Here is a 22751-nt window from a genome sequence, read left to right on the forward strand (position 1 = left end):
GGAAACCCCTTTGACATACCCCAAGTTGGCTTCATCCACCATGTGGACAAAGTGAGGAGCGGGTGCGGTGCCTCGCGGGGGGGGGCCGCACACTGGGCGGCGACCGGTGTGCGAGGTCACCGCGCAGGCGGGGGCGGCCGACAAGAGCACGGACACTATCTCCCGAGCGACTTCAGCCGCTGGGCGCGCCAGATCGAGGCGGAGTCCGAGGTCCGGGCAGCACAAGCGGCTGCCCCGTCGTACAGCTCACCTCTTGAGCAGTACCTCTCTCCTTCGCCGAGGGCGGAATGGAGGTGACTCAGGGCTCGCTGACCGGGTGCCGACCATGACAGAGAAGCGCAACCTGGACCCAGGTCATGCCCTACTCGGACTTGCTCCTCACCTCTTCTGACTTCCTCCCTGGAAAGGAATAGAATACGCGCCAATCCGGACCGAGTTCCTCGGCCAGGCGTTGAGCAATTCTTCGCCCACGATCAGCAAAATCGCTCTCCTCGTAAGGGGTTGAGAAGCCTGAGCTCAGGGGATCTTCAGGATCGTACGTGGATTCGTATTCCTCGCCCCAGTTTTCCACCTCTTCGGCGAGTGACTCACTGACGGGAAGGTCAGAGGACGGAATATTGTCAACGCCAGACTCCGTTGGACGCCACAACGGATAGCACTCGTACTCAGGGGCCAGTCGCACAACCTTGGACATATCCACCCCTATCCAATACTCCTCGGGTTTGCCCCCACCACGAAGCCGTTGTTACCGGTGGTGACCGCAACATGACGTTTTGCACCGCCGTACTCCACCTCATAAATGGGCCTCGCCCGCGGTCCTGTCCCTTGGTGTCCGATCACTTCTCCTTCAGTGCGAGCCCTCATGACTAGATCGGGAATCTGCTCGCGTGACACCCCTTGCCGCGCAAAGTCATCTGCGTGCTCTCCCACCACATGTTGAAGCCCAGCCTTGGCATTCCCCTCCTCAAGAAAAACTACTTTGCCGTCACGATCAAATCCAGCAGCAACAAGCTGTTCTCGATTGAATTTGGTTCCTTCGCGCTCCATCTGCTCGACCGCTTTGGAGTCAACCTTGCACCCCGCCAGCCCCAGCGGGTCCGCCCACGTATGCGGATTGTGGACGTACGTCGCCGGGTTCGGGGACGGGTCCAGGCCCAGGGGGTCCTGGGAGAGGTAGCGGGCCGTCGTCGGGTCGTAGTGGCGGTGGAAGTTGTAGTGCAGGCCCGTTTCCGGGTCGGCGTACTGGCCCGGGAAGCGGAGGGGCGTGTAGGCCGTGGCGTCCGCGTTCCAGGTTGTCGTGCCCCAGAGCGTGCTGCGGGTGCGCCAGGCGATGCCGCCGGTCTCGTCGAGGAGTTCGGTGGGGGCGCCCACCAGGTCCGTGGCGATCGCGAAGAAGCGTGAGTCGATCTCGGCCTGGGTCGTCTCGTTCGTGATGCGCTCGGTCTGCGTCAGCGGACGCAGACCGTCGTGGTCCCAGGTGAGCGTCACCGGGTCGGGCAGGTTCGGGGCCGTGGTCGTCTGCTCCACGAGCGTCGTGCCGTCCCAGGCGAAGTCGACCTGCTCCAGCACCTGTTGACCGTCGGCCCCCTCACCGCCGTCGCCGAGCCGCTGCTTGGCGATCCGCCTGCCCAGCGGGTCGTACAGGTACCGCCAGCGGACCCCGTCGGGCGTCGTCACCGACGTGAGGCGGTCCTCGCCGTCCCACGTGTAGCGCCACGTGTCCGGCTTCTTCGACAGCCTGGACTTCTGCCGCAGCACCACGCGCCCCGCGTCGTCGTATTCGTAGCGGACCGACCCCGCGGTGAGCAGCTTCGTGCCGCTGTAGGCGCGCTCGCCGCGTGCGTCCGAACCGGCGTGCTGGGCGGGCCAGTCGGCGCTGGTCTGGTTGCCGGCCTCGTCGTAGGCGTACGACTCCGACCAGTTCTCGGCGCGGACCGCCGTGACGCGACCGGCCCGGTCGAGGTCGAAGAGCTGCGATCCGTTCAACTGGTCCTCGACGCCGACGAGATGGCTGTCGGCCCGGTAGCGGTACGTCCGCCGCTGCACCGTTCCCGCCGAGGGACCGGTGATGGTCTGGGACGCGAGACGTCCCGCCGGGTCCCAGAGGCTGGTGAAGGCCAACTCACCCTCCCCGATGCGGCGGGCGGTCTCGCGGCCCGCCTCGTCGTGGTCGAAGGTGAGCGTGTGGCCGTTCACGGTGAGTGACGTGCGGTTGCCTGCCGCGTCGTAGGTGTACGTGGTGACGGTGCCCGCGGGGGTGATGCGGCGGGTGCGGCGGCCGAGCGCGTCGTAGTCGTGGTTCAGGACGCGGCCGTTCACGGCTTCGTCCCTGACGCGTCCCAACTTGTCCCGGCGGCAGATCAGTTCGGCGTCGGGCCCGTGGGCGGAGATGAGACGCCCGGCCGCGTCGTAGGTGAAGTCGGTCGCGTCGCCGTCGGCGTTCTTCCTGGTGACGCGGCCCATGGCGTCGCGCGTGAAGCTGACCGTCTGGCCCGCCGGGTTGGTGCGGAAGGCCAGTCCCCCCGCGGCGTCGTGACCGTACTGCACGGTGCGGTCGTCGAAGTCGGTCTCGGATATCAGCCGGCCCGCGGGATCGTAGGCGTAACTCCAGGTCAGGCCCTGGGGGTTGGCGACTTCGACGAGCCGCAGCTCGCTGTCGTAGGCGAAGCTGTGCCGCACTCCGTCGGGGCCGGTCTGCGCCGTGCGCAGGTCGAAGTGGCCGTACTCGTAGCGGGTTTCGCCGCCTGCCGCGTCGGTGTACGTGAGGCAGTTGCCCTCTCCGTCGTACGTCCAGCTCTGCACCTGGCCGCCGGGGTCCTCGCGCCGTACGAGATGCCCCTCCGCGGTCCACTCCAGCCGGGTGACGGCGCCCGACGGGTCGGTGACCGTGACGGGACGCTCGAAGGCGTCGCGCAGGTACACCGTGGTCCCGCCGAGAGGGTCGGTGATCCGGAGCGGCAGCCCGGCGGCGTCGCAGCGGACGGTGCTGGTCCCTCCCAACGGATCGGTCACGGAGGCGAGATGGCCGCGGGCGTCGTAGCCGTACGTCGTCGTCGAGCCGGCCGGATCGGTGGTGGCTGTGAGCAGCCCACGCTCGTCGCGGGCGTACCGCCACTGCGCACCGTCCGCGCCCGTCCTGCGGACCGGCAGGCCCTCCTCGTCGTACTCGACGCGGACCTCGCCGCCGTCGGGCAGCACGACGCGCAGCAGGCGCCCGAACTCGTCATAGGCGTACTCGGCCGTCGCACCGTTCGGATCCGTGACCGTCAGCGGCCGGTGCTGCGCGTCGTACGTCGTACGCGTGGTGTGGCCCGCGCGGTCCGTCTCCGCGACGATCCGCAGCTGCGAGTCGACCGTGAACAGCGAGGCGTGCCCGAAGGAGTCGGTGACCCGTGTCCTCGTGCACCCCGGCAGGCTGCTGTCCAGCCCGTACTCGAAGCGGGCCGCGAGGTGTCCGGCTTCGCCCGCGTGGTGGACGCAGCGGTCCTCGTCGTCGTAGGTGTACGAGAACGAACGGCCGTTGCTGTCCGTCCACTTGGTGATACGGCCGCGCTCGTCCACGTCGTACTCGGTGGCCCGGTCCTCGGAGTCGGCGACGGAGGTGAGGAAGCCGCGCTCGCTGTACGCGTAGGAGCGCAGCCGTACCGGGCCGTCCGGCGTGTTCAGCGAGAGCGCCGTGATGCGGCCCGCGTCGCACGTGAAGAGGAGCTCGTAGCCGCCGGAGTGGGTCATCGAGTGGGGCCGGCCCAGCTCCCACTCGACGGAGATCCAGTTGTCCAGGCGGTCGGAGAGGGAGGCGAGCCGGGCGATGCCGTCGCCGCCCGGCGCCACTCCGGCGGGGGCTTCGAAGGTGCGGGTGATCCGCTCGACCGGGTCGTACAGGATGTACGAGCCGTCCGGCTCCCGTTCCAGCGACCACGGCACCCCCTTGACCGGGGTGACGGGCAGGCCGGGTGCCGGGTGGGGGTAGGCGCGCACGCTGCCGTCGGCGGCGACGTGCACGACGCCCTCGGCGTCGACTTCCAGGCGCTCGTCGATGGTGGAGGCCCAAGCGGGCCCGAACCAGCCGCCGTTGCGGTACGCGGACTCGAAGGTGCGGGTGAAGGCCAGCGGGAACGTGCCGGGCAGCGAGACGTCGGTCTGCGGCAGCACCATCCGCCCGGTGGCCATGTCGACGGGCTCGTTGCGCAGGACCTTGCAGTTGAGGTCCCGCGCGAGGTCTCCGAGACGTTCCCTGATCGTCTTACGGGCGGCCTGCTTCGCGCCCTGCTCGACGGCTTCCTTGCCGCCCGCCTTCAGGGCGCCCTTGAGGCCTCCCTTGACCGCGCCGCCCGCGCCCTTGCCGCCGATGAGGTCGACGGCGATCTTCCCGATGGCCTCGCCGGGGTCGCGCCAGTTCTGGTTCGTGACGATGCCGACGAGACGTTCTGGGTGCGCGACGGTGGAGGCAAGGCCGGTCGCGACGCCGTTCATGTTCTGCAGGTACTGGCCGGGGTGGGTCATGTTGTACGGGTCGGTCGGGTTCAGCATCCGCACCAGGCCCGCCGTCTTGCCGAGGCCCTTCAGCGCCCCGCCGAGGAGGTGCACGCTGTTCAGGGCCATGCCCTCGGCCATGTCCCGGCCGGCCGACTTCATCAGCTCCCAGGCACCGGGCACCTCCGGGGCCTGCTGCACCAGCCCCCGGACCGCGTCGGTCGCACGGCGTGCCGCGTCGTCCCGCTGGCTGCGGGCCTCGGTGACCATGTGCTGGGCGCGCGCCAGCCCGGCCTTGCCCGGGTCCTGGAACGGCGGCGGCTTCGGGCCCGGGTCCTGGCCGGACTCGTTCTTACGGTTCCACGCGTCGGCCTTCGCGTTGTAGTCGTCGACCGCCTTGTCGGAGTCCGCCTTCGACTTCTTGTACAGGGCGATGGCCTCCTTGGCCTCGCCCTGCGCCCACTGGACGGTGGACGCGTACTGGACGATCTGCTTCGCGGCGGCCTCGCAGGCGTCCGCGGCCTGGACCCAGAACTTCGGCTGCGGCTCGAACTCGGTGCGGAACGCCTCTCCGGCCTCGCCCTCCCAGCCGTGCACGTCCAGGCGCTTCAGCCCGGAGCCGAGCTTGTCGAAGGCCTTGAAGAAGTCCCGCAGATGCTCGGCCCGTTCGGTCAGCTTCTCCACGTCGCCGTGGATGATCTCCTTCGGGTCCTCCGTCTCGCCCAGCTGCCGCTCGGCGACGTCGGCGCCGAGCTTGTCCGCCGTCCACTCGCCGGCGTCCCGTACGCCCTCGGCCGCGCTCTCCAGGCCCACCTTGTCCAGGCCGTCGGCGGCCTTGTCCCCGGCCCACTCGACGCCGTCGCCGACCGCCTCCAGCCCGTCCTTCGCCGCGCCGATGGGGTTCTCGAAGACCTCCCCCAGTCCCACCGGTCAACTCCCCCCGTTGCCGCTGCCGTTGCTCTGGCCGCCCTGCTGGCCCTGCTGTCCTTGCTCGGGCGGCGGCCCGTCCCACTGCCAGTCCGAGTCGTCCCACCGGTCCGGACCCGCCACGTCCTGCCACGGGGAGTTGCCGAAGTCGTCCCCGACCTGCCCCCACTGGTCGCCCATCTGACCCCAGTCGGGCTGCGACGTATCCACCTCAGGCACCCGCGGCTTGACGTCGCCCCACACCTCGCCCCAGGACTTCTCGCCGGCCTTGCCGCCCTCCGCAACACCCTGCTGCGGGTTGTAGGAACCGGCGGTGACGACGACCTCCTTGAGGGTGTCGTTCACGTACTGCTCCTGCTCGTGGTACAGACCCGCCGACAGATCGAGCCGCTCCGCGATGTCGTTCAGGTCCTGCATCTTGCCGTGGATCGCCAGCCCCCACCGGCCGCAGAACTGCCCGAAGACATCGGCCAGTTCACCGCTGCCCATCTCCATCCCCGACATCTGGAGGAACTGGAAGCCGTGTCCCTGCTGAGCGGTGATGGAGAAGTAGCCGGTCTCCTCCAGCTCCGCCGTCGCCGCCTTCAGGCCCTGCTCGACCTGCTTGGCCGCCTCCGGATCGAACTTGTAACCGCCGCTCACTCCGACGCCCCCTCCGGCTCCCCGGTCACGGCCACCTCGTCGGGCACGATCCCCTTCGCCGGCGGCAGCAGGAACGCCCCCTCACTGCCCACATCGACGGCGACCCCGCACGGCACGCCGACCTCCGCGACGGTCTCGTCCAGCAGCCGCGCCCCGTAGACCCGCCGGAACTCCCACTCGCCGCCCTCGCCCCGCGCCTGCGCGAACGCCGTCAGCGTGTCCGTGTCAGTGAACGCGTAGATCCACCGCAGGCCGCCCTGATCCCCCGTGAGGACACCGCCGTCCCGGATCGGCACCAGCACCATCGACCTGCGGAACTCGCCCAGCACGGCGAACACATGGTCCCGCGCCGCGTCGACGTCCCCGCCGTCCTCGAAGTCCTCCGTCAGCATGAGCCCCCCGACTCGATCAGCTGTTCCGACCGTAGGGGACACAACGCGCCTGCAACAGGTTTCGCCCCCCGGCCGCCCCAGCGCGGCACACATCAACTCGCCGTAGCGCCGGAGTCCCTCGTCACCGTACACAGCGCGTATGACGCGTACGGGGTGACGGCGGCGGAATGAGGCCATGATCACGTCGGGCTGCCCATGGGGGCGGGCGCCAACGGGGCGGGAACGGGCCGCGGTGCCGCCCCCGCATGCGAAGCCGCGCCCCGGACAGGCGGGTTGCCCGGGGCGCGGCGGACTCTGGGCGCCGGGCCCGGCGGCCCGCCGGAACCGGACGTGGCGGCACGCCCCGGCAGGGGCGGCACATCCACGGGACCGGGCGCGGCGGCGCGGCCGGGCCGGGCGCGGGTCAGCTGGAGAAGGCGGCGTCGAAGGACGAGTCCGGCGGGTCGTAGTCGTACGCCTTGAGGCGTCGCAGCGCCTCCGGGGCGCCCGCCAGGCGGTCCATGCCGGCGTCCTCCCACTCCACCGAGACGGGCCCGTCGTAGCCGATGGAGTGCAGCATCCGGAACACGTCTTCCCATGCCACGTCCCCGTGCCCGGCGGAGACGAAATCCCAGCCGCGGCGCGGGTCGCCCCACGGAAGGTGCGAGCCCAGGCGGCCGTTGCGGCCGTCGAGGCGCTTGCGGGCCTCCTTGCAGTCGACGTGGTAGATGCGCTCCCGGTAGTCGTAGAGGAATCCCGTGGGGTCCAGGTCCTGCCACACGAAGTGGCTCGGGTCGAAGTTCAGCCCGAACGCGGGCCGGTGGCCGACGGCCTCCAGCGCGCGGTGCGTCGTCCAGTAGTCGTACGCGATCTCGCTGGGGTGCACCTCGTGCGCGAAGCGCACGCCCTCCGCGTCGAAGACGTCCAGGATGGGGTGCCACCGCTCGGCGAAGTCCTCGTAGCCGCGCTCGACCATGTGCGGCGGCACGGGCGGGAACATCGCCACCAGATGCCAGATCGACGAGCCCGTGAATCCGACGACCGTACGCACGCCGAGCGCCGCCGCGGCCCGTGCCGTGTCCTTCAACTCGGCGGCGGCGCGCTGCCGTACGCCCTCGGGGTCGCCGTCGCCCCAGATGCGGGCGGGCAGGATGCCCTGGTGGCGCTCGTCGATCGGGTCGTCGCAGACGGCCTGCCCCACGAGGTGGTTGGAGATGGCCCAGCACTTCAGGCCGTACTTCTCCAGCAGGGCCCGGCGGCCGTCGACGTAGTCCGGTTCGGCCAGGGCGCGGTCCACCTCGAAGTGGTCTCCCCAGCAGGCGAGTTCGAGTCCGTCATAACCGAAGTCCCGGGCCAGGGCGCAGACTTCCTCCAGCGGGAGGTCGGCCCACTGGCCGGTGAAGAGCGTGAACTGTCGGGGCATGTACGCAGCCTCCTGATCCGGTCCGAACTGAGCTCGTGATCCGCGTGAATCGCCGTCCGGCGATGTGCTGTCCGCTGACCTGCTCTGATCTGTTCTGATCTGTTCTGATCTGTTCTGATCTGCTGTTCCGAAGATTCGCTGTCCGTCGATTCGCCGTATGGCGATCGCCTTCCGGCGATCCGCCTGACTCGCCGTCGCTGCCGCTTGGTTCGCTGTCCCTGCTCGCTCGGCTTCTCCGCTTGGTCCGTTGCCTCCGCCTGGTTCGCTGTCTCCGCTTGGTTCGCTGTCTCCGCTGTCGGTGATCCGCTCCGGCCTCCGCCGGTGCCGTCCCGCCGTGCCGTCCCGCCGCCGCTACTCCGCCGCGACGGCGATGTACTCGCTGTGCTTCGCCGCGCTCTCCTCGACCGCCGCCAGCACCCGCTGGACCTGGAGGCCGTCGTCGAAGGAGGGTTCGGGGTCGGTGCCGGTCGCGATCGCGTGCAGCAGGTCGCGCGCCTGGTGCACGAAGGTGTGCTCGTAGCCAAGGCCGTGCCCCGGCGGCCACCACGCCTCCAGGTAGGGGTGGTCGGCCTCGGTGACGAGGATGCGGCGGAAGCCCGCCTCCGAGGCCGCGTCCGTGTGGTCGTGGAAGTGCAGCTCGTTGAGGCGTTCGAGGTCGAACTCCACTGATCCGCGGGTCCCGTTGAGCTCGACCCGCAGCGCGTTCTTGCGGCCCGCGGCGACACGGGTGACCTCGAAGGACGCCAGCGCCCCCGATGCGAGGCGCCCGTTGAAGATGGCGGCGTCGTCCACCGTGACGGGGCCGAGCGCCCCGCCGGACGCCTCGCCGGGCAGCGGACGCTCCGTCACGAAGGTCTCCGTCTGGGCCGAGACCCCGGCGAGCGGCGAACCCGCCAGATGCTGCGCGATGTCGACGGCGTGCGCGCCGAGGTCCCCCAGCGCACCGGAGCCGGCGGCCTCCCGGCGCAGCCGCCACGCCAGCGGGAAGGACGGATCGACGAGCCAGTCCTGGAGGTAGCTCACCCGTACGTGCCGCAGCTCGCCGAGACGCCCGTCGACGACCATGCGGCGGGCGAAGGCGAGCGCGGGCGTGCGGCGGTAGTTGAAGCCGACCATCGCCAACTGGCCGCGCGCACGGGCCTGCCGGGCCGCCGCCGCCATCTCCTCCGCCTCGGCTACGGAGTTGGCGAGCGGCTTCTCGCACAGCACGTGCTTGCCCGCCTCCAGCGCCGCGACGGCGATCTCGGCGTGGCTCTCGCCGGGCGTGCAGATGTCGACGAGCTGGATGTCGCTGCGGGCTATCAGCTCCCGCCAGTCGGTCTCCGCCTCGGCCCATCCCAGCCGCCCGGCCGCGGCCCGTACGGCCTCCGTGTCGCGCCCGCACACCGCCGTCATCGCGGGCGCGAGCGGCAGGTCGAAGACCCGGCCCACGGTGCGCCACCCCTGGGAGTGGGCTGCTCCCATGAAGGCGTAGCCGACCATGCCCACGCCGAGCGTCGGCGGTGCCGAACCGCCGGGCGCGGGGCGTACGGACGCGGGGGCGGGCGCTGCGTCGTCGGACATGGGGCTCCTCCCTGTCGGGTGCGAGTGGGGGGTGGGGCACTGCCGCGGGTACGGCATCGGCGTGGTGCGCTGCGCGGCGCAGGACGGTGGCTCGCTCGGGCCGAGCCCGGGGGCGCGGGGGCGCGGGGGCGCGGTGCGCGGCCCCGGGGTTCACACCGGAATCGGCCCGGCGCGGACGCGCCGCCCCGCCGGGGCGGTGACGGACCGGCGCCGCACGACGGCCACGGGCCCTGCCATGGCCGCTACTTGAAGCCGGTCGGCAGATACTCGTCGACGTTGTCCTTGGTGACGACGGCCGAGTAGAGCGTCATGGAGGCCGGGATCTCGAACTCGGCGAGCCCGCCGATCCCCTTGCCCTGCCCGAGCGCACGGGCGAGGTCGATGGCGGAGGCGGCCATCGTCGGCGGGTAGAGGACGGTGGCCTTGATGACGCTGTTGTCGGCCTTGATGGCGTCCATGACCCGCCGCGACCCGGCGCCGCCGACCATCAGGAAGTCGTCCCGGCCGGCCTGCTTGATGGCCCGCTCGGCGCCCACGCCCTGGTCGTCGTCATGGTTCCACAGCGCGTCGAACTCCGGCTCGGCGCGCAGCAGTTGCGCCATCTTCGACTGGCCCGACTCCACGGTGAACTCGGCGGCCTGGCGGGCGACCTTCTTGATGTTGGGGTAGTTCTTCAGGGCGTCGTCGAAGCCCTCCGTACGCTCCCGGGTCAGCTCCAGGTTGTCGATGCCGGCGAGTTCGACGACCTTCGCCTTCTTCTTGCCCTTGAGCTTCTCGCCGATGTAGCGGCCGGCGTTGAGGCCCATGCCGTAGTTGTCGCCGCCGATCCAGCAGCGGTAGGCCTGCTGCGAGGCGAAGACACGGTCGAGGTTGACGACGGGAATGCCCGCGCGCATCGCCTTCAGACCGACCTGCGTGAGCGCCTTGCCGTCCGCCGGGAGGATCACGAGCACGTCGACCTTCTTGTTGATTAGCGTCTCGATCTGGCCGACCTGCTGTGCGTTGTCGTTGGAGCCCTCGGTGGCCTCCAGCGTGACGTCCTTGTACTTCTTCGCCCGCTCCTTGGCCTGTTCGTTGATGGCGTTGAGCCACCCGTGGTCGGCCTGCGGACCGGCGAAGCCGATCGTGACCTGCTTGCCGGGCTTGTCGTCGGCCACCTCGGCCTGCCCGGCGTCCGCTTCCTTGGCGTCGTTGCTCGTGTTGCTGGTGCAGCCCGCGGCGAAGAGGGCGGCACCCGCGGCCGCCGTCCCGAAGAGCACGTTCCGCCGGGACGTACGGGATGCGGGAGCCGTACGGGACGGACCGCCGGGCTCCGACGAGCGCGGAGGAGACGAAGTGGTGTCGTAGCGGGGCGAGTTCGGGTTCTCAGATTCGTGGCTCATGGCGTCTTCCGACCCTTCTGGACCAGGACTGCGGCGACGATGATCGCTCCCTTGGCGATCTGCTGGACGTCGGTCTGGAGGTTGTTGAGGGCGAACAGGTTGGTGATCGTGGTGAAGACGAGGACTCCGAGCACGGAGCCGGTGATGGTGCCGCGGCCGCCGCTGAGCAGGGTGCCGCCGATGATCGCGGCAGCGATCGCGTCGAGTTCGTAGAGGTTGCCGTTGGTGTTCTGACCGGACCCGGTGAGGACGATCAGCATGAACGCGGCGATGCCGCAGCACAGACCGGAGAGCAGATACAGCAGCAGCCGCTGGCGCCGTACGGCGATGCCGGCGAGCCGCGAGGCCTCGGCGTTGCCGCCGACCGCGACGGTGCGCCGTCCGAACGTGGTACGGCCGAGGACGAGCCAGCCCAGCACCGCGACCGCCGCGAAGACCAGCACCAGAGGCGGCACTCCGAGCACGTAGCTGTCGGAGACGCCCAGGTCGAGGACGGACTCCACCGTGACGACCTGCGTCTTGCCGTCGCTGATGAGCAGCGCCAGCCCGCGCGCGGAGGCGAGCATGGCGAGCGTCGCGATGAAGGGCACCATCGGCCCGTACGCGATGAGCACGCCGTTGACGAGGCCGCAGCCCAGCCCCACGGACAGCGCGCACAGCAGCATGCCGCCCAGCCCGAACTCCTGCGTGGCCACGGTCGTCGCCCATACGGAGGCGAGCGCGACGATCGCGCCGACGGACAGGTCGATGCCGCCGCCGATGATGACGAAGGTGACGCCTACGGTGACGACGCCGATGACGGAGGACTGGGTGAGGATCAGCTGGAGGTTGTCGGCCGTCAGGAACTGCTGCGGCTTCGTGAACGCGCCGACGACGACCAGCGCCACGAGCACTCCCGCCAGGGAGAGGTGACGCAGACCGGCACGGGGTACGCCGACGCCGCGCCGTGTCGGCGAAGCGGGCGGCTGCGCGGGCTCCTTGACGGCGTCGGCGCCGGCGTCGGCGCCGGTTGGGCTCAGCACGACGGGCTCCCTTCCATGACGAGGTCGAGCACCCGGTGCTCGTCGAGCTCCCGGGCGGGGGCGGTGTGCACGACGCGGCCCTCCCGCATCACCAGCACGCGGTCGGCCAGTCCGAGGACTTCGGGCACTTCGCTGGAGACGAGGAGGACGGCGACGCCGGAGTCCGCGAGTCGTCGGATGACGGTGTACAGCTCGGCGCGCGCCCCGACGTCGACGCCGCGTGTGGGCTCGTCCAGCAGCAGCACCCGGCACTCGCGCAGCAGCCACCGCGCGAGGACGACCTTCTGCTGGTTTCCGCCGGACAGGGTGCGGACGGACCGGTCGGGGTCGTCGGGGTGCAGCGCGAGGTCGCGGGTGCGGGCGCGGGTCTCGGTGCGCTCGCGGGCGCGGTCGAGCCAGCCGCCGGTGGAGAAGCGGGGCAGCGCGGAGACGGAGACGTTGCTGGTGACGGGCTCCAGCATCAACAGCGCCTGGGACTTGCGCTCTTCGGGCGCCAGGCCGATGCCCGCCCGTACGGCCGCGGTCACGTCGCCGGGGCGCAGCGGCCTGCCGTCGACGAGGACGCGGCCGGCGGTCGGGCGGCGGGCACCGGAGAGGGTCTCCAGGATCTCCGAGCGCCCGGAGCCGACGAGGCCGGCGAGCCCCGTGATCTCGCCGGGGCGCAGTTCGAGGTCGAGCGGCGCGAACTCACCCTCGCGCGTGAGGCCTTCGGCGCGCAGCACCGGCGGGGGCGCCCCGTCGCACGACGCGGCCGCGGCCTCCGCGGGGGACGAGGCCGGGCGCTCGGGGAAGGCGTACTGCACGTCGCGACCGGTCATCAGCGACACGAACTCCCGGGTCTCGGTGGTGCGTGCGGGCAGTCCGCGGGCGGCGACGCGGCCGTCCTTGAGTACGGAGACGCGGTCGCCGACGCGGCGTATCTCCTCCAGGCGGTGGGAGATGTAGACGACGGCGACGCCGTCCGCGGTCAGGCCGCCGACGATGCGGAAGAGGTTGTCGACCTCGTCCGGGTCGAGCGCGGCGCTGGGCTCGTCCATGACGATGAGGCGCACGTCGTGGGAGAGGGCGCGGGCCATGGAGACGATCTGCTGCCCGGCGGCCGGGAGCGCGCCGACGCTGACGTCGGGGTCGATCTCCGCGTGCCCGAGCCGGCGCAGGAGCGCGGCTGCCCTGGTGCGGGCGTCGCGTGCGCGGATGAAGCCGCGGGCGGAGACCTCGTTGCCGAGGAAGATGTTCTCGGTGACCGACAGGTGCTCCACCAGGTCGAGTTCCTGGTAGATGGTGGCGATGCCGAGGCGCATCGCGGCCATGGGCGTGGCCAGCCGTACGAGCTCGCCCTGCCAGCGGATGTCGCCCTCGTCGGGCTGGTGGGCGCCCGCCAGGACCTTGATCAGGGTGGACTTGCCCGCGCCGTTCTGGCCCAGCAGGCAGTGGACCTCGCCCGCCTGCACGTCGAGGTCGACGCCGTCCAGGGCGCGTACGCCGGGGAAGGTCTTGGTGATGCGGGACATCGTCAGCAGTGGGGCCGGTCGATCCTGTGGAGCCGGTGGGACCTCTGGAGCCATGGCTGGGCCTCCGTGCGTACCGCGTGCGGACAGGCGGGAATTGCGGGTGCCCTTGCGGGGCGGTGGTCGAGTGCCGTGTGTACGGGGGTGCCGTGTGTACGGGTTCGGTGTGCCGGGGCTGTGCGCGCGCTGTGCTACGGGGCCGTCAGGCCGTGGAGGCCGGGCGTCTCGCCCGGGCCTTGAGGTGCGGGAGTCGGATCAGGCCGGTGAGAAGAGGTGGTCGCTGATGAGGCGGGCGGCTCCGGTCACGCCGGCGGCGGGGCCCAACTCGCCCAGGACGATGGGGAGATTGCCGGTCGCCAGCGGAAGCGACTGGCGGTAGACCTGCGTCCGGATGCTCGCCAGCAGAGTGTGGCCGAGCCCGGTCACACCGCCGCCGATCACCACGAGTCCGGGGTTGAAGAAGCTGACGAGTCCCGCGATGACCTGGCCGACGCGGGCCCCGCCGTCGCGGATCAGATCGAGGGACGTGCCGTCCCCGGCCGCCGCCGCGGTGGCGACGTCCTCGGCGGTCAGCCGTCCGGCGGTCTCCAGCCGCGCGGAGAGCTCGGTCGAGAGCCCGTCGCGCGCGGCGGCCTCGGCGTCGCGCGCGAGCGCTGCCCCTCCGAAGTACGCCTCGAGGCAGCCGCGGTTGCCACACGGGCAGGGCCGGCCCTCCGACTCGACCTGAATGTGCCCGATGTCGCCCGCGCTGCCCGTGGTGCCGCGGTGCACCTCGCCACCGGCGACGACGCCGCAGCCGATGCCCGTACCGATCTTCACGCAGAAGAAGTCCCGTACGGAGCGGGCGACTCCGGCCTGCATCTCGCCCATCGCCATGAGGTTCACGTCGTTGTCGACCATGACCGGGCAGCCCAGCTCCTGGCTGAGGGCCTCCCGTACGGGAAAGCCGTCCCAGCCGGGCATGATCGGCGGCGCCACCGGCACGCCCTCGGGGAAGCGGACCGGGCCGGGCACGCCGATCCCCGCCCCGGCGAAGCCTTCGGCGACGCCGGAGTCACGCAGTTTCGCGACCATCGCGAGCACCTGGTCGAAGACGGCGACGGGACCCTCGCGGACGTCCATCGGCTGGTTGAGGTGCCCCAGGATCTCCAACTCCGGGTTGGTGACGGCCACATCGACCGACGTGGCACCGATGTCGACGCCGAGGAAGCGGAGTCCGGGGGCGAGCCGCACGTTGTGCGAGCGCCGTCCGCCGCGGGAGGCGGCGAGCCCGTCGGCGACGACGAGCCCCGTCTCCAGCAGGCGGTCAATCTCCACGGCGAGCTTGGAGCGGGAGAGGTCGACGTGGTCGCCCAGTTCGGCGCGTGAGTTCGGGCCGCCGTCACGCAGCAGGCGGAGCAGTCGCGCCTGGTGCGCGTTCGCGGGCCGAGCAGTCATGCGCCTCACCGCCACCCTCCCTCCCCTCGTCACCGTGTCGAGCCGGCTCTCGGGAAGCCACCCGGTCGGCAGGCAGGAAGGCAACTCCCCTGCCAGCGGCCGGACTTCTCGTCGACCTCTCCCGCGGAGCGTGGGTCGCTCCCCGGGGATTGACTGGGAACGTATCAGCGCTCTGCGCAACTGGGAAGAAGTTCTGCGGGAATCCCTTCGACTTTTTCCATGCACTGGACAAAGGAGAGCCTCCCCGCATCACCGCGGAGCCCGGCCCGCGAGCCCAAGTGGCCTTGCCGGACCTCGATTTGCCCTGGCCGGCCGCCCGGCGCCCCGTATCGGGGAACGGCGAGCAGACCCGGGGAGAAGCCCGGGAAGAGAAGCTGGAAGAGAAAGGAGGCCGACCGGGGTCAGCTGCGTTCGCGCTCGTGGTACGAGCGGCGCGTGTGCTCTGTGTGCTCCCGCATGATCCCGGCGGCGCGCTGCTCGTCGCGCTCCGCGATGGCCGCGATCAACTCGCGGTGCTCGATCCAGGACTGCGCGCCGCGCTGCCGTGCGACCGGCGTGTAGTACCAGCGCACTCTGCGGTCGACCTGGCGGGCGAGTTCGGCGAGGACGGCGTTGCCCGCCAGGGCCATCACGCGAGCGTGGAACGCGGCATTCGCCTCGACGACCTTCTCCACCTCTTCGCCGCCGACGGCGGCCTCGCCGCGGCTGCACAGATCCTCCAGCTCCGCGATGCCGTTCGCGTCGGCGTGCACGGCCGCGAGCCGCGCGGCCTCCGCCTCCAACAGGGTCCGCACGGTGAGCAGTTGGTCTGCCTCGTCCTCCGTCGGCTCGTGCACGAACGCCCCCTGGGCGGGGCGCAGATCGACCCAGCCGTCCGTGTTCAGCCGCTGGAGCGCCTCCCGTACGGGCTGCCGCGAGACGCCGAGGTGCTGGGCGAGTTCACTCTCGACCAGATGCTGGCCGGGCCTGAGCGAGCGCGTCGTGATGAGCTCCAGCAGCGCTTCGTAGACCCGCTCGCGGAGCGGCCCCGGCCGCTCCAGCTTGGGCATGGCGCCTTCAGGCAATCCGGCGGACAGCATCGGCGACTCCTGACTCTCGGCGGGACCCCGGACAGTGAAAAACTGGACCCTGAAACTGGACTGTGAAAAGCGAGGACATTCGATTCCTTGGCTATTGAATACAGTCTACGGAGTGCAGTGGCGATGTGGCGGGGTCGTGGGCCATCTTCCGGCCCTCTGTGACGCGTCACACCGTCCCCTCCGGCCCCCGCACTCCCGGACCGGGCCGCGGCCGGGCCCTGGATATTCAAGAGCGCCCGGCACCTCCGCCGTGCCAGTCTCCCGTCCCATGGACTACGACTGGATGCCCGACGAACTCGCCCACGCCGGCCCAGAGCACCTCGACCCCGGGTTCGTCAGCGGCTTCGACCTCAAGCAGGGACACCCCGACCCCGGCCCGGACCTGGAGCTCCTGCGATCACACGGGCTCTCGGCGGACTCGGTCGTCGTCGATCTCGGCGCGGGCACAGGGCAGTTCGCGGTTCCGGCGGCGCGGCACTTCGGACGCGTCGTGGCCGTGGAGATCTCCCCCGCGATGCGTGACGTGCTGCGCGAGCGCGCCGCCGCGGAGGGGCTCGCGACTCTGGAGTGCGTACGGGGCGGATTCCTCGGCTACGAGCACTCGGGAGCGCCCGCCGACGCGGTCTTCACCCGCCACGCGCTGCACCAGCTTCCCGACTTCTGGAAGGCGCTGGCGCTCCACCGCATCGCCGGGATCCTGCGGCCGGGCGGCATCCTGCGGCTGCACGACCTGATCTACGACTTCGCCCCGCAGGACGCGGAGAGCTTCCTGGAGCGCTGGCTCGCGAACGCTTCGCGGGACTCCGCCACGGCCTACACCCGCGAGGACCTCGCGGAGCACGTCCGCACCGAACACAGCACGTTCCGCTGGCTGTTCGAACCGATGCTCACGGCGGCCGGCTTCGAGATCACCGACTGCTCCTACAGCGCCTCCGTCTACGCGTCGTACACCTGCGTGAAGCGCTGAGAGAGCCGCGAAGCCGGGAAGAGCGCCGGAAGGGAACCCTGGGAGAGGACTGTGGTCCGGTGGAGCTGACCGTTCTCGGCGGCTGCGCAGCCTGGCCGGCTCCGGCGCAGGCGTGCAGCGGCTATCTCGTCGTCTGCGAGGGCTTCCGTCTCCTCGTCGATCCCGGCTACGCGACGCTGCCGCTCCTGCCGGCCGAGGTGCGCCCGGAAGACGTCGACGCGGTGCTGGTCACCCACGGACATCCGGACCACTGCGCCGACGTCTCACCGCTGCTGCGCGCCCGCGCCCTGGGCGGCGCCTCTCCCCCGCCGCTTCCGCTGTACGCACCGCCGGGCGCCCTCGGCCCGGTGCTCGCGCTGGACCGTCACGGCATGCTCGCCCACGCCTGGACCCTGCACGAGTTCGCTCCGGGAGCACGGCTGCGGATCGGTCCGTACGACGTCGAGACCCGGCTCCTCCCGCACTTCGTCCCGAACGCGGGCGTCAGGCTCACGGATCCGCGCGGCGCCGTCCTCGCCTACACCGGCGACACCGGCCCCAGCCCGGATGTGCCGAGGCTGGCCCGGGACGCGGACCTCTTCCTCTCGGAGGCGACTTACCCGGAGAGCGTGCCGGCCGCCGACGCGAAGTATCTGCTGAGCGCCCGTCTGGCGGGCCGGTACGCCGAGCAGGCCGGCGCCGCCCGGCTCCTGCTGACCCATCTGTGGCCCGGCACCCCGCACGGAGAGGCGATCGACGCGGCCCGCACCTCGTTCACCGGAGCGCTCTCCGTGGCCGTCCCCGGACGCGTCGCGCGCCTCGGCGCCGGGGACTCATGACACAAGGAAGCGGGGCGGCCCGCTGAACGCGCGGCCGCCCCACTGACAGACGATCGTCAGTTGACGTCCAAACCACCGTCGATGATCGAACCGTTGAAGCTGTTGGTGAAGGTGGTCTCGTTGAAGCTGTCCTCGATGGTGTTGAAGCTGTCCTCGACGTTCACGCTGCTCGCGTGCTCCGAGGGCGAGTACTCGTCGTCGCAGGCCTGGGCAGAAGCGGCGCCCGCGAAGGCCATGCCGACGACCGCGAGCCCTACGAAGGCGGGACGGATGACAGATCGCATGAGGAATCCTTTTCTCCTGGGGTGCTGACATCACCAATGTGCTTATTCGGATGCCTATATGAAGAACGACACGCTTGTCCCGTTCTTCAACCCCTCGTTAGGCGCAACCCGGCGCAGAGCATCGGTCCGGCCACATACAGTCGACGAAATCTCCTCCCGCCTCTGGTCATCCGCTCTTCAACTTCCTACGCTCCTTGGCCATGGCACCTGGGATTCTGGATCGCTCCCGCACCGTCGCACCTCCCGGCTGGAGCCGCTGGCTGATACCGCCCGCCGCCCTGTCGGTCCACCTCTCGATCGGCCAGGCGTACGCGTGGAGCGTCTTCAAACCCCCGCTGGAGTCGTCCCTCGGCCTGTCCGGGACGGCCAGTGCGCTGCCCTTCCAGCTCGGCATCGTGATGCTCGGCCTCTCGGCAGCCTTCGGCGGCACCCTCGTGGAACGCAACGGGCCGCGCTGGGCGATGACGGTGTCGCTGCTCTGCTTCTGCTCCGGCTTCCTCCTCGCCGCACTCGGCGCGGCCCTGGAGCAGTACTGGCTGGTGGTCTTCGGCTACGGCTTCATCGGCGGTGTCGGACTGGGCATCGGCTATATCTCGCCCGTCTCCACACTGATCAAGTGGTTCCCCGACCGGCCCGGCATGGCGACCGGCATCGCGATCATGGGATTCGGGGGCGGCGCGCTGATCGCCTCGCCGTGGTCGGCGCAGATGCTGGAGAGCTTCGGCTCCGACAACGGCGGCGTGGCCGCCGCGTTCCTCGTGCACGGCCTGGTCTACGCCGTGTTCATGTCCCTCGGCGTGCTGCTCGTCCGCGTACCGGCGGAGGGCTGGCAACCGCCGGGCGGACGGACGCCGCAGGAGCAGCAGTCGCAGAAGCCGCTGGTGACCACCGCGAACGTCTCGGCCCGAAGCGCCGTGCGCACACCGCAGTTCTGGTGCCTGTGGGTCGTGCTGTGCATGAACGTGACGGCCGGCATCGGCATCCTGGAGAAGGCGGCGCCGATGATCGGCGACTTCTTCGCCGACACCTCGACGCCCGTCTCCGCCTCCGCCGCGGCCGGCTTCGTGGCGCTGCTCTCGCTCGCCAACATGGCCGGGCGCTTCCTGTGGTCCTCGACCTCGGACGTCATCGGTCGCAAGAACATGTACCGCTGCTACCTCGGCGTGGGCGCGCTGATGTACCTCGGGATCGTGCTGCTCGGCGACTCGTCCAAGCCGCTGTTCATCGTGTGCGCGCTGGTGATCATCTCCTTCTACGGCGGCGGCTTCGCGACCGTACCGGCGTATCTGAAGGACCTGTTCGGGACGTACGAGGTGGGCGCCATCCACGGGCGGCTGCTGACCGCGTGGTCCACCGCCGGCGTGCTCGGGCCGCTCATCGTCAACTGGGTCGCCGACTCGCAGGAGGCGGCGGGGCGTTCGGGGCCCGGGCTCTACGCGCTCGCGCTGTCGATCATGATCGGACTGCTCGTCGTCGGGTTCGTCGCCAACGAGCTGATCCGGCCCGTCGATCCGAAGCACCATGTGCCCGAGGCCGCAGCGACCGCCGCCGCCGGGCAGGACGGCGACGACCAGGAGCACAAGGAGGCGACGGGGCGATGACGACCGGCGAGAACAGCAACCCCGGGACACCTTCCGCACCTTCGGGAAACCCGCCCACCACGGGCCTGTTCGCGCTGGCCTGGATCTGGGTCGGCGTACCGATGGCGTACGGGCTCTACGAGCTGATCCTCAAGGCGATCCAGCTCTTCACCGGCGGCTGACGGGTTCCCTCAGGGCGAACGTCAAGGGATAATTCGGACGGAGCGTACGCGGCGTAACTGCCGCACATCTCTTGTCCGTTCACAGGAGCAAGTGTATACAATATTCTGTCGACCATCCCAGGTCTGATCCCACGCTCGGTCCCTCAACCGAACGGAGAGCGGATATGAAAGTCGCAGTCGTCGGTGCCGGAGCAATCGGCGCCTATGTCGGAGCAGCGCTGCACCGCGCGGGCGCCGACGTACACCTCATTGCCCGTGGACCTCACCTTGCCGCCATGAAGGAGAACGGGGTACAGGTCCTCAGCCCGCGCGGTGACTTCACCGCGCGCGTGCACGCCACCGACGATCCGTCCGCCATCGGGCCCGTCGACTACGTCTTCCTCGGCCTGAAGGCCAACTCCTATGCGGAGTGCGGTCCGCTGGTCCATCCGCTGCTGGGCGAGGAGACGGCCGTGGTGGCCGCGCAGAACGGCATCCCCTGGTGGTACTTCCACGGCCTCGACGGGCCGTACCGGGGCCGGCGCGTCGAGAGCGTCGATCCCGGCGGCGCCGTGAGCGCGGTGCTGCCGCCCGAGCGCGCCATCGGCTGCGTCGTCTACGCCGCGACCCAGTTGCAGGGTCCCGGCGTCGTACAGCATCTGGAAGGCACCCGGTTCTCCATCGGCGAGCCGGACACGACGGACTCCACGCGCTGCGAGGAGTTCAGCGAAGCCATGAAGGCCGGAGGCCTGAAGTGCCCCGTCGAGGCGGACATCCGCAACGACGTGTGGATCAAGCTGATCGGCAACATCGCCTTCAATCCGCTCAGCGCGCTCTCGCGCGCGACTATGGCGCAAATCTGCCGCCACCAGGACACTCGGGCACTGGTGGCGACGATGATGCGCGAGACACTCGCGGTGGCCGAGGCCGTCGGCTGCCGCCCTGACATCTCCGTCGAGAAGCGACTGGCCGGAGCCGAACGCGTCGGCGAACACAAGACCTCCACTCTCCAGGACCTGGAGAGCGGCAAGCCCATGGAGCTGGACGTGCTCCTGGCGGCCGTGGTCGAACTCGCCGCGCTGACGGGCACGCCCGTGCCGAAGCTCTGCGCCATCCACGCAGTCACCGACCTGCTGGCACAGACCGTAAGGAGCGCAGCATGAGGCAACGCGACCGCGGGAAACCGCCGTCGACCGACTACCCGCGACTGACACACCCCCTGGTGCGGGACGAGAAGGGCGGCCCGCTGCGCAGGGCGACGTGGGAAGAGGCACTGGAGAAGGCCACCGAGGGGTTCCGCAGGATCAAGGCGGAGCACGGGCCGGACGCCTTCGGCATGTTCTCCTGCGCGCGTGCGACGAACGAAATGAACTACGTGGCGCAGAAGTTCACGCGCGTCATCATGGGCACGCACAACGTCGACTCGTGCAACCGCACGTGTCACGCGCCCAGCGTGGCCGGGCTCTCCGCCGCGTTCGGCTCCGGCGGCGGCACGTCCTCCTACGAGGAGGTCGAGGCCACCGACCTGATCGTGATGTGGGGCTCCAACGCCCGCTTCGCGCACCCGATCTTCTTCCAGCACGTGCTGCGCGGCATCCGCAACGGCGCGCGGATGTACGCCGTCGACCCGCGCCGCACGTCCACCGCCGAGTGGGCGGAGAGCTGGCTCGGGCTGAACGTCGGCACGGACATTCCGCTGGCGCACGCGATCGGCCGCGAGATCATCCACGCGGGCCTGGCCAACCACACGTTCATCGAGCGCGCCACCACCGGATTCGAGGAGTACAAGGCCGAGGTCGAGCCGTGGACTCTGAGCGCGGCCGAGAAGGTCACCGGCGTGCCGGCCGAAGCGATACGCGACCTCGCGCACGCCTACGCCACCGCCGAACGCGCCCAGCTGTGCTGGACGTTGGGCATCACCGAGCACCACAACGGCACCGACAACGTACGGGCGCTGATCAACCTCTCGCTGCTCACCGGCCACGTCGGCCGCTACGGCGCCGGACTTCAGCCGCTGCGCGGCCAGAACAACGTGCAGGGCGGCGGCGACATGGGCGCGATCCCGGACCGGCTGCCCGGCTTCCAGAACGTCCTCGACCCCGAGACCCGGGAGAAGTTCGAGGCCGCGTGGGGCACCACGCTGGAGCCGCGCCACGGGCGCAACCTCACGGCGATGTTCGAGGCGATGGAGAGCGGCGAGCTGCGGACCGTCTACTGCATCGGTGAGAACCCGGCGCAGTCGGAGGCCGACACGGGCCAGGCCATCGAGCGGATGCAGAAGCTCGAACACCTCGTGGTGCAGGACATCTTCCTCACCAAGACGGCCGAGCTGGCCGACGTGGTCCTGCCCGCCACCGCCGCGTGGTGCGAGACGGACGGCACCACCACCAACAGCGAACGGCGCGTGCAGCGCGTACGCAAGGCCGTGGACCCGCCCGGCGAGGCCCGCGAGGACATCGACATCATCTGCGACATCGCGGCGCGGCTCGGACACGAGTGGAAGTTCGCGGACTCCGAGGCCGTCTGGGACGAGCTGCGTTCCGTCTCGCCCAACCACTACGGCATGACGTACGACCGCCTCGCGGAGCACCAGGGCATCCAGTGGCCCTGCCCCAGCACCGAGCGGATCGAACCGCCGTACATGCACGGGCGGTTGTGGGAGAGCGACCCGGACAAGCGCGGCATGCCGGCGCCGTTCGGCATCGTCAAGCACGACCCGCCGGTCGACCTCACCGACGACGAGTACCCGCTGCGGCTGACGACGGGCAGGCGCCTGGACTCGTACAACACCGGTGTGCAGAGCGGGAGTTTCGCCTCGCCGATGCGCCGCGGCGAGTACGTGGAGCTGTGCCCGGAGGACGCGGAGCTCTACGGCGTCAGCGTGGACGAGGAGGTGCGGGTCACCTCGCGGCGCGGCTCCGTGGTCGCACCCGTGTGGATCGACCCCGGGCTCCGGCCGGGCCTGGCGTTCATGACCATGCACTTCCCGGACGAGGTGGACACCAACCAGCTGACCATCGAGTCCAACTGCCCCATCGCCGGTACCGCCGAGTTCAAGGCATCCGCGATACGGATCGAGAAGCTGCCTGTCGCGGCAGCCGTGAGGAGCTGAGA

The 22751-nt window shown here is 70.4% G+C and carries 17 protein-coding genes; 6 read left to right on the top strand and 11 right to left on the bottom strand.

What is annotated here, in order from left to right; all coding sequences use genetic code 11:
• Positions 1–702 precede the first annotated feature (702 nt).
• The 10 genes from QQM67_RS14955 to QQM67_RS15000 all read right to left on the bottom strand — a co-directional run bounded on the left by QQM67_RS14955 (position 703) and on the right by QQM67_RS15000 (position 15827).
• The gene (locus tag QQM67_RS14955; protein ID WP_314174313.1) at positions 703–5400 is read right to left on the bottom strand and encodes a putative T7SS-secreted protein; all 4698 of its coding nucleotides are present in this window, start codon (positions 5398–5400) and stop codon (positions 703–705) included.
• Positions 5401–5403: 3 nt separating this feature from the next.
• Positions 5404–6042 (bottom strand): hypothetical protein, encoded by a 639-nt coding sequence (locus tag QQM67_RS14960; protein ID WP_314174314.1) that lies wholly within the window; start codon positions 6040–6042, stop codon positions 5404–5406.
• Complete coding sequence (locus tag QQM67_RS14965) at positions 6039–6434, bottom strand: SseB family protein (protein ID WP_314174315.1); 396 nt, start codon at positions 6432–6434, stop codon at positions 6039–6041. Before QQM67_RS14965 ends, QQM67_RS14960 begins: the two co-directional genes overlap by 4 nt.
• A gap of 403 nt (positions 6435–6837) precedes the next feature.
• On the bottom strand, positions 6838–7836 hold the full coding sequence (locus QQM67_RS14970) for a sugar phosphate isomerase/epimerase family protein (RefSeq protein WP_314174316.1): 999 nt from the start codon (positions 7834–7836) through the stop codon (positions 6838–6840).
• 351 nt (positions 7837–8187) lie between these two features.
• Positions 8188–9399, bottom strand: coding sequence for a Gfo/Idh/MocA family protein (locus QQM67_RS14975; RefSeq protein ID WP_399066680.1), 1212 nt, complete (start codon positions 9397–9399; stop codon positions 8188–8190).
• 242 nt (positions 9400–9641) lie between these two features.
• Positions 9642–10781 (bottom strand): substrate-binding domain-containing protein, encoded by a 1140-nt coding sequence (locus QQM67_RS14980; RefSeq protein ID WP_314174317.1) that lies wholly within the window; start codon positions 10779–10781, stop codon positions 9642–9644.
• Complete coding sequence (locus QQM67_RS14985; RefSeq protein WP_314174318.1) at positions 10778–11803, bottom strand: ABC transporter permease; 1026 nt, start codon at positions 11801–11803, stop codon at positions 10778–10780. Before QQM67_RS14985 ends, QQM67_RS14980 begins: the two co-directional genes overlap by 4 nt.
• Positions 11797–13368 (bottom strand): ATP-binding cassette domain-containing protein, encoded by a 1572-nt coding sequence (locus QQM67_RS14990; RefSeq protein WP_399066684.1) that lies wholly within the window; start codon positions 13366–13368, stop codon positions 11797–11799. The genes QQM67_RS14985 and QQM67_RS14990 overlap by 7 nt, the downstream gene beginning before the upstream one ends.
• 198 nt (positions 13369–13566) lie before the next feature.
• On the bottom strand, positions 13567–14748 hold the full coding sequence (locus tag QQM67_RS14995) for an ROK family transcriptional regulator (protein WP_314174320.1): 1182 nt from the start codon (positions 14746–14748) through the stop codon (positions 13567–13569).
• Between the two features lie 401 nt (positions 14749–15149).
• Positions 15150–15827, bottom strand: a complete 678-nt coding sequence (locus tag QQM67_RS15000; protein WP_314174321.1) for a GntR family transcriptional regulator — start codon at positions 15825–15827, stop codon at positions 15150–15152.
• Between the two features lie 268 nt (positions 15828–16095).
• Between QQM67_RS15000 and QQM67_RS15005 the strand changes: the two genes are divergently transcribed.
• Together QQM67_RS15005 and QQM67_RS15010 are read left to right on the top strand one after the other, a co-directional pair.
• Entirely contained in the window at positions 16096–16794 is a 699-nt protein-coding gene (locus QQM67_RS15005; RefSeq protein WP_314174322.1) for a class I SAM-dependent methyltransferase, read from the top strand.
• Between the two features lie 59 nt (positions 16795–16853).
• A complete protein-coding gene (locus QQM67_RS15010) occupies positions 16854–17612 on the top strand; it encodes an MBL fold metallo-hydrolase (protein WP_314174323.1) in 759 nt (252 codons plus the stop codon).
• A 56-nt stretch (positions 17613–17668) separates the two neighbouring features.
• Here the strand turns inward: QQM67_RS15010 and QQM67_RS15015 are convergent, their stop codons facing one another.
• Entirely contained in the window at positions 17669–17896 is a 228-nt protein-coding gene (locus QQM67_RS15015) for a hypothetical protein (RefSeq protein ID WP_314174324.1), read from the bottom strand.
• Between the two features lie 200 nt (positions 17897–18096).
• On the opposite strand from QQM67_RS15015, the gene QQM67_RS15020 reads away from it, so the two are divergent.
• The 4 genes from QQM67_RS15020 to QQM67_RS15035 all read left to right on the top strand — a co-directional run bounded on the left by QQM67_RS15020 (position 18097) and on the right by QQM67_RS15035 (position 22749).
• The gene (locus tag QQM67_RS15020; RefSeq protein WP_314174325.1) at positions 18097–19497 is read left to right on the top strand and encodes an L-lactate MFS transporter; all 1401 of its coding nucleotides are present in this window, start codon (positions 18097–18099) and stop codon (positions 19495–19497) included.
• Complete coding sequence (locus QQM67_RS15025) at positions 19494–19658, top strand: MFS transporter small subunit (protein WP_314174326.1); 165 nt, start codon at positions 19494–19496, stop codon at positions 19656–19658. The genes QQM67_RS15020 and QQM67_RS15025 overlap by 4 nt, the downstream gene beginning before the upstream one ends.
• Before the next feature lie 164 nt (positions 19659–19822).
• The gene (locus QQM67_RS15030; protein ID WP_314174327.1) at positions 19823–20800 is read left to right on the top strand and encodes a 2-dehydropantoate 2-reductase; all 978 of its coding nucleotides are present in this window, start codon (positions 19823–19825) and stop codon (positions 20798–20800) included.
• Positions 20797–22749, top strand: a complete 1953-nt coding sequence (locus QQM67_RS15035; protein WP_314174328.1) for a molybdopterin oxidoreductase family protein — start codon at positions 20797–20799, stop codon at positions 22747–22749. Before QQM67_RS15030 ends, QQM67_RS15035 begins: the two co-directional genes overlap by 4 nt.
• Positions 22750–22751 lie beyond the last annotated feature (2 nt).

The sequence above is a fragment of the Streptomyces winkii genome (genome assembly GCF_032248595.1).
In the GTDB taxonomy this organism is placed as follows: Bacteria; Actinomycetota; Actinomycetes; order Streptomycetales; family Streptomycetaceae; genus Streptomyces; species Streptomyces winkii.